Source organism: Gottfriedia sp. NPDC057991, from assembly GCF_042886615.1.
In the GTDB taxonomy this organism is placed as follows: domain Bacteria; phylum Bacillota; class Bacilli; order Bacillales; family Bacillaceae_G; genus Gottfriedia.
This window is the reverse complement of record NZ_JBHVQN010000002.1, coordinates 725,437-737,271: the sequence shown is the minus strand read 5'-3', so window position 1 is coordinate 737,271 and position 11,835 is coordinate 725,437. Positions and strand designations below refer to the sequence as shown.

Sequence of the window (11,835 nt, the reverse complement as noted above, 5' to 3'; positions counted from 1 at the left end):
CATTTTTGATTTTAGGTTTACATCATTTCGATTCATTTATCTACCTAATATAAACTTAGAATATTATGTAATCTTAAGCGTCGTTAATCTTTTATATTTTAGTCCAGTTCAGTAAATTGATGTAAGTTAACTACCAATTTTTTTACAATCAAACTTTTTCTTTTATTGGTGCAAAGGACCTTCTATGTTCATTAATGATTCCATGCTCATCGATCGCTTTTAGATGTTCCTTTGTTCCATATCCCATATGCTTTTCAAAGCCGTAGTTTGGATGCTTTAAACTAAGTTCGTACATTAAAGAATCCCTAGTTTCTTTTGCAAGTACAGATGCAGCAGCTATACTGATGCTTGTTGCATCACCCTTAATGATTGATGTTTGAGAAATATCCAGTGGAAGTTTCATTGCATCAATTAATAAATGTTCAGGCAAATGAGTAAGTTGTTCGATCGCACGTCTCATCGCTAATTTAGTTGCTTCATAAATATTGATTTTATCTATTTCAGTTGAACTGGCCATACCAACTCCGTAAGAAATTGCTTCTGCCTTGATTCGCTTTACGAAATACTGTCGTTTCTCTTTCGATAATTTTTTTGAATCATCTAATCCAATTAGCTCAGTATTTTCCGCTAAAATTACTGCTGCTGCTACAACAGGACCAGCTAATGGACCGCGACCAACTTCATCTACCCCCGCAATTAACTTTATATTTTGGTTATAAAGATTCTGTTCATATTCCATCATTTTAAGGAATTTCTTTCTAGCTAAATCTTTTTTTTCTTGTTCTCTATACCATTTAGCGACTAGCTTTTGCACACCAATTCTTTGATCACTTTCTAAGTCTTTTAAGAGTTCATTCGTTGGGTCAGTTAATTCACTTAGTATATTTTTTATTTCATCTATTTTCAGAGACATAATTTAGAACTCCTTTTATACACATGTTTAAGTTTGAACCGTAAAATTTTCATTAAAAAAGAAGAAAGTACGCTTAATCTTGCGCACTTTCTTCTAATATTTCATCAGTCACTTCAAGCATTGATGGATTTTCGAAAGTTAATCTTCCTAATTTCCCCGCTCTTAGCTCACGTAAAAATAAATCAGATGTTTTATCATAATCTATAATTCCGCCTGACATAAGTAATCCACGTTTCTTTCCAATATGATCAAAAATATCGACGACTTCTTCAGAAAATAAAACTTCCTCATTCATGTCATATCTTTCTTTTAACACATTTGGATAAAACTCTCTTAAATATTTAATCGCATAAATCATTACCTCTTGTAGGTTAATGATACTATCTTTAATTGCTCCTGTAGTTGCTAAACGAAGTCCTACAAGTTGGTCTTCAAATTTAGGCCACAATATACCTGGAGTATCAAGTAGTTCAATTTCTTTCCCTACTTTTATCCACTGCTGTGCTTGTGTTACGCCTGGACGGTCACCAGTTTTAGCAATATTTTTTCGTGCGAGCTTGTTGATTAAAGTCGATTTACCAACATTCGGGATTCCAACAATTAACGCTCGAATTGCGCGAGGTTTAATCCCTTTTGATCTCATTTTATCAAATTTCTCTTTTACGAGTATTTCACAGGAAGAAATAATTGCTTTTAACCCTTGTCCAGATGCCGCATCAATAGCAATTGCCATTACGCCTTGTTTTTCATAATGAGCTAACCATTGCTGAGTAATTCTTGGATCTGCTAAATCCGCTTTATTTAACAAAAGTAATCTTGGTTTATTTGAAATTATTTCATCGATCATTGGATTTCTAGAAGCTGCAGGTACCCTTGCATCCGCTAATTCAATTACAACATCAATTAATGAAAGTTTTTCTGTAACCTGTCTTCTAGCTTTTGCCATATGGCCCGGAAACCATTGAATCGTCATGTTGCCACCTTCTTATACATTGAATAATCAAGATTAATTTGGCTTTTATTTAGCCATTTCAACCTCAGATAAAGGCCAAAAAACAAAACTTGCTCGGCCTAAAATTTCTTTTTGACTAACTGTTCCGATAATACGACTATCTTTACTTAATCGACGATTATCACCTAAAACGAATACTTGTCCTTTAGGTACAGTTTTTCTACCAGTAATCTCTTCTAACTTAAAGTCTTCAGTTAGAGGACCATCTGTCGTTTCTTTTTTATATTCGTTCAAATATGGTTCTTTATACGGTTTACCGTTTACATATAGGACATCGTTTCTATATTCTACTGTGTCACCTGGTAATCCAATTACTCGTTTAATATAATCTTTTTCCTTTGTAGCATGGAAGACTACAATATCAAAACGTCTAGGTTCATGTAGTTTGTATACGATTTTATTTACAATCATTCTACTTTGATCCTGTAGTGTTGGCATCATTGAGATCCCGTCAACTAAAACCGGTGTAAAAAGGAATGTTCGAATACCAAGTGCAAGTACAAGCGCAATAAAAATTGTTTTAACTAATTCCCAAATTCCACCACTATTGCTTTCTTTCAACCTAATCCCTCCATTTAATAACCATACGTTTTGCAGTTATAAACCAGTAAAGTTAATAACTTTATTTATGTATTCTATTTTACTTTTTATTATATCCATAATCTACAAATATTGGAAAAAAAGGAGCTTGTTTTATACAAGCTCCTTTCAAAAGACTATCGAAGTTCTTTAATTCTTGCTTTTTTACCAGTAAGTGCACGTAGGTAGTAAAGTTTAGCACGACGTACTTTACCGCGACGAACAACGTCTAATTTAGCAATTTTTGGAGTGTGAATTGGGAACGTACGTTCAACACCAACTCCGTAAGAAATTTTACGAACTGTGAAAGTTTCGCTAATTCCGCCACCACGACGTTTAATAACTACACCTTCGAATAATTGGATACGCTCACGAGTACCCTCAACAACTTTAACGTGAACTCGTACAGTATCACCAGGACGGAATGCTGGTAAGTCAGTTCTTAGTTGTTCTTTTGTAATTTCGTTGATTAAATTTTGCATAATTTATGCTCTCCTTTTCCAACCGATGCTCTTACAAGATTTAGTGACTCGCAGCGGAACACCGAGAATAAAGGCTTAAGTATTTACTCAAGCCACAAGTTATATTAACATATTCTATTAGTGCACGCAACTAGTTTTCTTGTTTTAATTCTTCTTTTACTTGATCCATCCATTGTGACTCTTTTTTAGAAAGTGAGTAGTTTCCAAGTAAATCTGGACGACGCGTTATCGTTCGTTTAAAAGATTGTTTTGTTCGCCATTCTTCGATTAGAGCATGATTTCCAGATAATAAAACATCTGGTACTTTATGGCCTCTAAAATCGGCAGGTCTTGTGTAATGAGGATGCTCTAATAAACCTGTACTAAACGAATCTTCAATTTTTGAAGTTGTATTACCAAGTACCCCAGGTAATAAACGAACAACGCTATCAGCAATTACCATAGCACCTAGTTCTCCACCTGTTAATACATAATCTCCAATTGAAATTTCATCCGTCACTATATGTTCACGAATTCGTTCATCATAACCTTCATAATGTCCACAAATAAAGATTAAATGCTCCTCTTTTGCAAGCTCTTCAGCTTTACGTTGACTAAATCGCTCTCCTTGAGGGCATAGAAGGACTACCCTCGGCTTATTTTCACTTTTTGATACTAATTCATCAACTGCATCAAAAATCGGCTGTGGAGCTAGTACCATACCAGCCCCGCCACCATATGGATAGTCATCAACATTTGAATGTTTATTTGTGGAGAAATCTCTAAAATTTACACAACGAAACTTAACAGCCTCTTTTTCCTGTGCTTTTTTTAAAATAGAAGAATTTAAAACACCTTCAAACATTTCTGGGAAAAGGGTTAGAAAATCTAATTTCATCATAAAAGACCTTCCATTAATTCGATTTTAACTTTTTTATTCTCCACGTCTATTTCTTTCACAATTTGCTCGATATAAGGAATAAGGGCATCTTTTTGACCTTTTCTTTGTATAACCCAAACATCATTTGCACCTGGAGATAATATTTCTTTTATTTTTCCGATTTCTTCTCCATCAATTGTCTCAACAACACAACCAATGATTTCATGGTAATAGTACTCATTTTTACTTAGCTCGTGTAATTGATCTTCAGTAATCTTTAAAATCCCATTTTTAAGTGGTTCTACAGAGTTTAAAGACTCATACCCTTCAAATGTAAGTAAATCAAAATTTTTATGTACACGGTGACTTGTTACGATTAATTCAATTGGTGTCGATTCGTTTTCTTTAAAGAAATATAGTGTATTACCTTTTACGTAACGTTTCTCTGGAAAATCAGTTCTTGAAATAACACGAACTTCTCCTCGAACTCCATGTGTATTTACAATTTTTCCGACATTTAAATATTTTTTCATTCTTTTACCTCTATATTAAAATTTCTTCTATTCATTATTAGTTTGACCATTTAGATTGTATATATGTCTACCTGAGACTTCAACGGTTAATACAGCTTGCCTAATGCCAAGTATAGCATATCTTAAAGTCATTAAAGTATCAAAAGCTACCTTTTGAATAAACGACTGTATCCTTTTCATAAAAAGTGGCTACCACACCACATTATATTCGGTTTTCTAAGTAAAACTCTGTAATGTTGAAAACGGTCCTTAGCTATAGCCAAGGACCGTTTTACATTACTGAATATCTAAGTGAATACGTTTTGCGTGTTCATTACTTGCTGCATATACAACCGTACGAATCGCTTTAGCAATTTTACCATGTTTGCCAATCACTCTACCAGCATCTTCAGGGTTTACCTGTAAATGAAAGAATAGATTGTTCTCATCTTCTTTAACTTGAAGTGAAATATCCTCTGGATGATCTACAAGACTTGAAACAATTGCATTTATGAGTGTATTCATCTTTTTTTCCATAATTACTTGCCGTTGCGAGCGTTGTGGAATTTCTCTAAGATACCAGCTTTAGAGAATAAGTTACGAACTGTATCAGATGGTTTAGCACCTGTTCCTAACCATTTTAATGCTGCTTCTTCGTTAATTTTGATTTCAGCTGGTTGAGCAACTGGATTGTAAGTTCCAATTTCCTCGATGAAACGTCCATCACGAGGAGAACGAGCGTCTGCTACTACTACACGGTAAAAAGGAGATTTTTTAGCTCCCATACGTTTTAAACGAATTTTAACTGCCATTTTTAAAGCACCTCCGAAAATATTTACAACGATTTATATATTATCAAAAACCAATACTGTTTGTAAAGTAAAATTTCTTAACAGCATAATTTTTTATTAAATGATGTTTAAATGTTGGAAAATTATACAAATAGATTAGAATAAGCCCGGAAATTTAAAACCTTTCTTCTTCCCTTTTTGCATGCCGCCCATCATTTTCATCATTTTTTTCATTTCTTCAAACTGTTTTAATAAACGGTTTATTTCTTGTACAGGGCGACCAGAACCTCTAGCTATTCGCTTTCTGCGACTAGAGTTAATAATATCTGGTGTAAGCTTTTCCTGCTTTGTCATCGATTGAATAATTGCCTCTACATGAGCGATTTGTTTATCGTCAATTTGCACATCATTCAATCCTTTAATTTTGTTTGCACCTGGCATCATTTTTAAAATATCACCAAGTGGTCCCATTTTTTTAACTTGAGAAAGTTGGTCTAAGAAATCATCTAAAGAAAAAGATGCATTTCTTAATTTTTGTTCCATCTCTTTTGCTTTTTCTTGGTCTACGTTTTCTTGTGCCTTTTCAATTAAAGTAAGCACATCACCCATTCCTAGAATACGTGATGCCATTCGTTCTGGATGGAACGGCTCAATTGCATCTAGTTTTTCACCAAGTCCAACAAATTTAATTGGAGTATTCGTCACTGCACGAATTGATAATGCGGCACCACCACGAGTATCGCCATCAAGCTTCGTCAAAACGACTCCAGTTAAACCTAATTGATCATTAAAGCTTTGTGCCACATTGACTGCGTCTTGTCCTGTCATTGCATCAACAACAAGGAAGATTTCTTCAGGTTTTGAAAGTTCTTTAATTTGTGCAAGTTCTTCCATTAAACCTTCGTCAATATGTAAACGACCTGCAGTATCAATTAGGACATAGTCATGATGTTCATCCTTAGCGTGTTGAATCGCTTGTTTCGCAATTTCAACCGGACTTACTTGATCACCTAATGAAAATACTGGCAAATCTAATTGTTTACCTAATGTTTGAAGCTGTTTAATCGCGGCAGGACGGTATATATCTGCTGCAACTAAAAGTGGCTTACGATTGTACTTTTTTCGAAGTAAATTCGCTAATTTACCAGTCGTTGTTGTTTTACCAGCACCTTGTAAACCAACCATCATAATTACAGTCGGCGGGCGATTTGCAACAGCAATTTTGCTTTGTTCTCCACCCATTAAAGCTGTTAGTTCTTCTTGAACTACTTTTACAACATGTTGACCAGGTGTTAAGCTTTGTAATACTTCTTGTCCTACAGCTCGTTCAGAAACACGTTTCACAAAATCTTTAACAACTTTAAAGTTAACATCCGCCTCAAGTAAAGCAAGACGAACTTCTCTCATCATTTCCTTGACATCAGATTCAGATACTTTACCTTTGCCTCGAACCTTTTGTAATGTCTTTTGAAGTCGGTCGGCTAATCCTTCAAATGCCATAAAACCGTCCTCCTTATTATTCTAATTTCTCTAACTCATCGATTACTCGAAGAAACTCGTCATCTACAACTTTACCTGTTTTAGCATAAGTTTTCAAATGATTTAAAAGTTCATTTCGTTGTTGAAATTTTTTTAGAAGTAATAATTTCTCTTCATATTCTTCTAACATAGCTTCAGTCCGTTTTATATTATCATAAACCGCCTGTCGACTTATGTTAAACTCTTCCGCAATCTCACCTAAAGAATAGTCATCCAAATAATATAATGACATATAGCTTTGTTGTTTAGGAGTTAAAAGAGAATGATAAAAATCATATAGATAATTGATTCTCATCGTCTTATCTAACATTGTATGATTTGCCAAAACTATCACTCCTTTGTTAAGTGATTTGCCTTTACATATGTTAGTTTACCTAATACACAAATATCTGTCAAGTTTTTTACTTGACGATTAAAAAAATCAAACCTGCAAAATTAATTTGAACTTTTATCATAAACTAAATAAAGTTGAAATTAACGATATTTTTTTTTGCACAAATTTAAAAAAGTGGATATGTTTTTCAATTTAAACATATCCACGTCATTTCTTAATTTACATTATGCTTCTTTATTCATTAAATCTCCAAATAGGCCATATATAAATTGTTCTGCTTGGAATGGTTGTAGGTCGTCCATTTTTTCTCCAAGCCCGACAAATTTTACTGGTACTTTTAGTTCGTTTCGGATTGCTAAAACAATACCACCTTTAGCCGTTCCGTCTAGTTTCGTTAAGACGATGCCAGAGACATTTGTTGCTTCAGAGAATGTTTTTGCTTGAACAAGACCATTTTGGCCAGTTGTTGCATCAATTACTAGTAATACTTCGTGTGGTGCACCAGGCACTTCTCTAGCAATGACATTACGCACTTTTTCAAGTTCTTTCATTAAGTTTACTTTATTTTGTAGGCGGCCTGCTGTGTCACAAAGTAAAACATCTACTTTACGAGCTTTTGCAGCTTGAACCGCATCATACATTACTGCAGCCGGGTCTGAACCTTCACTTTGTTTAATTGTATCGACACCAACTCGTTCTCCCCAAACTTCTAATTGATCAATAGCTCCCGCTCTAAATGTATCACCAGCAGCAAGTAGAACTTTTTTGCCATCAGTTTTTAGTTTATGAGCGATTTTACCAATTGAAGTTGTCTTTCCTACTCCGTTAACTCCAACGAATAAAACAACTGTTAAGCCATCAGGATTTAAATTTAACTCAATTGAATCATCAGTTAAATCATCACCTTTATACAATTCAACTAGTTTTTCAGAAATAACCTCTTGTACACCTTTTGGATCTTGAATATTTTTTCGTTTAACTTCAAATTTCAAGTCCTCTACTAGTTCCATTACTGTGTTTACACCAACATCAGCCATAATTAGAATTTCTTCAAGTTCTTCAAAAAAATCTTCATCTACTTTACGGTATCTAGCAAATAAATCGTTTAACCCTTCTGTAAGGTTATTTCTAGATTTCTCTAATCCAGTTTTAAATTTTTGAGTCACTGACTCTGTTTGTTTTGAGATTGTTTCTTTTAATTTCTTAAAAAAGCTCATAATTTCAATCCTTTCTAATTACCATTCGATAATAATGCTTCGCCTTCATCCAAACGAACTGATACTAGCGTAGAAACTCCATATTCTTGCATTGTAACACCGTATAATACATCGCATTCTTCCATTGTACCTTTACGGTGTGTAATAACTATAAATTGAGTTTGTTCACTAAAATATCTTAAGAATTTTGCAAATCGAGCTACATTGGCCTCATCTAGTGCCGCTTCAACCTCATCAAGTACACAGAAAGGTACTGGTCGTACTTGTAAAATAGCAAAAAGTAGTGCGATTGCCGTAAGCGCTCGTTCGCCTCCTGATAATAAGCCTAAATTTTGAAGCTTTTTACCAGGTGGTTGTGCAACAATATCGACACCTGTTAACAATAAATTTTCTTCATCTGTTAGAACTAAATCAGCTCTTCCTCCACCAAACAACTGAGTAAAGACGACTTGGAATTTTTCACGAATTGCACTAAAACTCGTTTCGAACCGTTTTGTCATTTCTTCATCCATCTCACTAATTACATTGTAAAGCGTGATTTTTGCTTCATTTAAATCAGTTCTTTGTTCTTGAAGAAAATCATGACGTTCAGAAACTCGTTCATACTCATCAATTGCACCAATATTGACAGTTCCTAATTCCTCAATTGAAAGCTTTAATAGTTTAACTCGTTTTCTTGCATCATCAACTGTCATTTCAAGTGTATATTTCATTTTTGCCGCTTCGTAAGTAGTCATATACTTTACATTCAGTTGTTCTAGACGATTTTCAAGCTCTACATCAAGTCGATTACTATTTACTTCTTGCTGTTTTAGTAAATCAGAAAGCGACTTGTATTGACGTTGCTTTTCACGTAATGATTGAGCATAATCTTCTAGTTCAGTTTGGTAAGCAATTCGTTGCTCTCGACGTTTAGAAATAATTTCCGTCGTTTTTGAAAATTCGATTCGAGTATCCGATATTATTTTCTCGAGCTCTTCCTTACCATTTTCATTCGTCATAAGTTCACTTGATAAGAAAATTATTTTTTCCTTCGTTTCTTCAAGAATTTGCTTTTGTTTTATAGAATTCTCTACAAACTGGCGAATTCTTTCGTTACTATAACTTAACTTTTGCTCTTCTTGTGCTAGTGAAATTTTCAGACTAGTTAACTTCGATTGTAATTCATCTTTAATTTCCTTTTGATTTAGCTTCCGTTCAGTTAATTCATTTATCTGCTGTTCTTTTGAACTAATCTCATTTTTCACATTAGCATTTAACGATGATAATTCCTCTAGACGGTCTTTAACCTTTAATAAATCACTTGCTGAACTTCCCATTTCTAAATCATAGATTGCTAAAGCATCATTTATATTTTTTTCTTCAAATTCGATACTTTTTAGTTGTTCCATTATTGAAACAATTATTTGCTTAACCTTTAGAATTTCATCATTTAATGTTTGAGCTTTAGAAGAACTTTCTAGATTTGTCGCTTTAAGGGTTTGAACCTCACTCTCAAGCGAGTTAGTCTTTTCTTGCATATCTTTTAGCTTTACGGTGATCTCCTCTAATTCTCGCTGTCTTCCAATAAGTGAAGAATTCGTAGTTCGCACGGCTCCACCAGTCATCGCTCCACCAGGATTAACTACATCACCTTCAAGCGTGACAAAGCGATAGCGATGTCCAACGAGTTTAGCCAGTTCATTTGCACCTTTTAAATCTTTTGCGATTAAAACTGTTCCAAGTAAGTTTTGAATCACTTGCTCATACTCGCTTGAATAACTAACAAGGGATGATGCAACTCCAATAAAGGAAGGATTTCTTTTTAATCCCTCAATAACATTAGCTGGTACAAAACGAGCTTTAACAATATTCATTGGTAAAAATGTAGCTCGGCCTAATCGTTGCTGCTTTAAAAATTGAATTGCTCTTCTAGCATGCTCGTCATTTTCAACAACAATTTGTTGTGTTGCTGCACCTAGTGCAATTTCAATAGCAATTTCGTATTGTTTGTTTGTTGTAATTAGTTCAGCAATTGCACCTTTAATACCTTCTAGTTTTGTGCCTCTTGCTTTCAAAATTTCTTTAACACCTTGATTAAAACCAGCAAAATCTTCTTGAAGTTCTTCAAGTGTTTCTTTTCTTGATTTTGTTTGTTGAATAAACTGATAAGCTTTATTTAGTAATTCTTCTTTTTCCTTTAATACTGTTGAAGTTTCATCAAGCTGCTTATTTAGAGATTCAAATTTTTCATTTAAATCTTTAAATGTTAAATCAAATTGTTCTTTCTCTTTAAGCAATTCGGTTTTTCTATACTGTAATTGTTCTCTTTGACGAATGTATTTTTCATTTTCTAAATCTAATCGACTCGATTTTACTGAGTATTGTTGGCTTTGCTTTTCAAGCATCGTTTTTTCATTTTTAATCGATGCTTGATTATTTAAAAGCTCAATATAATCAGATTTTATTAATTCGATTTGTTCTTCGATATCACCCTCGTAAGATGTAATCTCATTTTGGATCTCAACAATATTTGTTTTCGTTTTGTTTACATTTTGACGAGAACATTTTTCATGTTCTTTTTCTGCTTCGATCAATTTATTCGTCTCGTTTATTTGTTCAGTAACTTCATCAACTTGTTTTCTTAATTGTTCAGATTGAGTTGAAGTATTTCTTTTTCGTTCCTTCATTAGCTCTTTCTGACCTTCATATTTTTCCAAGTTCTTCGTAACGGTTAATAAAACTTGTTGCAATTGATCGATTGATTCATCTAATGCATTTAATTTCTCTTGTAATTCGTGTTGTTTTGATTCTTCAGTCGAAATCTCTGTCGATAACGAAATTTCTAAATCAGAGTTTTGGGCAACTTCCTGTTTAAGCTCCTCCCATTTCTGGTGAAGCGATTCAATTTCGTATACTAATAGAGCTGCCTCAACTTTTTCTAGCTCATCTCTATGTTCTATGTATTCCTTTGCAATTGAAGCTTGCATTCTTAGTGGTTCGATTTGCGAACTTAATTCAAATAAAATATCATCAACTCGATTTAAGTTTTCTTGCGTTTCGAATAATTTCGCTTCAGCCTTTTTCTTTCGGTTTTTATACTTTAATACTCCAGCTGCTTCTTCAAAAATTCCTCTTCGTTCTTCTGGCTTACTGCTTAATATTTCTTCAACCTTTCCTTGAGAAATAATAGAGAATGCCTCTCTTCCAAGTCCAGAATCCATAAATAAATCAACAATATCTTTTAACCGACAAGATTGTTTATTAATATAAAAATCACTATCTCCAGAACGGTAAACACGTCTAGTTACACTTACTTCATTATACTCAAGTGGTAATTGTTGATCTTCATTATCTAAAGTCAGTGTAACTTCTGCATAATTTAATGGTTTTCTTCCTTCACTACCAGCAAAAATGATATCCTCCATCTTCGCTCCTCGTAATGATTTGACTGACTGTTCGCCTAGTACCCATCTAATGGCATCTGTAATATTACTTTTACCACTTCCATTTGGTCCTACAACTGCTGTAACACCTTTTACAAAATCTATATTAACTCGCTGAGCGAATGATTTAAATCCAATTATATCTAGTCGTTTGAGGAACAACTGAATTCCC

The 11,835-nt window shown here is 33.8% G+C and carries 13 protein-coding genes; all 13 read right to left on the bottom strand.

The features are described from left to right. Positions 1-148 precede the first annotated feature (148 nt). The 13 genes from ACFVR2_RS11030 to smc all read right to left on the bottom strand — a co-directional run bounded on the left by ACFVR2_RS11030 (position 149) and on the right by smc (position 11,825). Entirely contained in the window at positions 149-916 is a 768-nt protein-coding gene (locus ACFVR2_RS11030) for a ribonuclease HII (protein ID WP_387361775.1), read from the bottom strand. Positions 917-986: 70 nt separating this feature from the next. Continuing rightward, positions 987-1,886, bottom strand: coding sequence for a ribosome biogenesis GTPase YlqF (gene ylqF / locus ACFVR2_RS11025; protein ID WP_088012952.1), 900 nt, complete (start codon positions 1,884-1,886; stop codon positions 987-989). Positions 1,887-1,931: 45 nt separating this feature from the next. Continuing rightward, positions 1,932-2,486, bottom strand: a complete 555-nt coding sequence (gene lepB / locus ACFVR2_RS11020) for a signal peptidase I (RefSeq protein WP_056470894.1) — start codon at positions 2,484-2,486, stop codon at positions 1,932-1,934. Between the two features lie 155 nt (positions 2,487-2,641). Beyond that, the gene (rplS, locus tag ACFVR2_RS11015; protein ID WP_025569026.1) at positions 2,642-2,986 is read right to left on the bottom strand and encodes a 50S ribosomal protein L19; all 345 of its coding nucleotides are present in this window, start codon (positions 2,984-2,986) and stop codon (positions 2,642-2,644) included. A gap of 130 nt (positions 2,987-3,116) precedes the next feature. Then, entirely contained in the window at positions 3,117-3,863 is a 747-nt protein-coding gene (trmD, locus tag ACFVR2_RS11010; RefSeq protein ID WP_387361773.1) for a tRNA (guanosine(37)-N1)-methyltransferase TrmD, read from the bottom strand. Next, the gene (gene rimM / locus ACFVR2_RS11005) at positions 3,863-4,378 is read right to left on the bottom strand and encodes a ribosome maturation factor RimM (RefSeq protein WP_387361570.1); all 516 of its coding nucleotides are present in this window, start codon (positions 4,376-4,378) and stop codon (positions 3,863-3,865) included. Before rimM ends, trmD begins: the two co-directional genes overlap by 1 nt. A 27-nt stretch (positions 4,379-4,405) precedes the next feature. Next, entirely contained in the window at positions 4,406-4,558 is a 153-nt protein-coding gene (locus ACFVR2_RS11000; protein ID WP_387361568.1) for a hypothetical protein, read from the bottom strand. A gap of 96 nt (positions 4,559-4,654) precedes the next feature. After that, positions 4,655-4,882 (bottom strand): KH domain-containing protein, encoded by a 228-nt coding sequence (locus tag ACFVR2_RS10995; protein WP_025569023.1) that lies wholly within the window; start codon positions 4,880-4,882, stop codon positions 4,655-4,657. Positions 4,883-4,896: 14 nt separating this feature from the next. Then, positions 4,897-5,169, bottom strand: a complete 273-nt coding sequence (gene rpsP, locus ACFVR2_RS10990) for a 30S ribosomal protein S16 (RefSeq protein ID WP_025569022.1) — start codon at positions 5,167-5,169, stop codon at positions 4,897-4,899. A 135-nt stretch (positions 5,170-5,304) separates the two neighbouring features. Next, a complete protein-coding gene (gene ffh, locus ACFVR2_RS10985) occupies positions 5,305-6,648 on the bottom strand; it encodes a signal recognition particle protein (RefSeq protein WP_335413313.1) in 1,344 nt (447 codons plus the stop codon). Between the two features lie 16 nt (positions 6,649-6,664). Further along, positions 6,665-6,997 carry a putative DNA-binding protein gene (locus ACFVR2_RS10980; RefSeq protein WP_387361771.1) on the bottom strand — a complete coding sequence of 111 codons (333 nt, stop codon included), beginning with the start codon at positions 6,995-6,997 and terminating at the stop codon, positions 6,665-6,667. A gap of 248 nt (positions 6,998-7,245) precedes the next feature. Continuing rightward, positions 7,246-8,238 (bottom strand): signal recognition particle-docking protein FtsY, encoded by a 993-nt coding sequence (ftsY, locus tag ACFVR2_RS10975; protein ID WP_387361565.1) that lies wholly within the window; start codon positions 8,236-8,238, stop codon positions 7,246-7,248. Between the two features lie 14 nt (positions 8,239-8,252). Further along, entirely contained in the window at positions 8,253-11,825 is a 3,573-nt protein-coding gene (gene smc, locus ACFVR2_RS10970) for a chromosome segregation protein SMC (protein ID WP_387361563.1), read from the bottom strand. Positions 11,826-11,835: the final 10 nt, after the last annotated feature.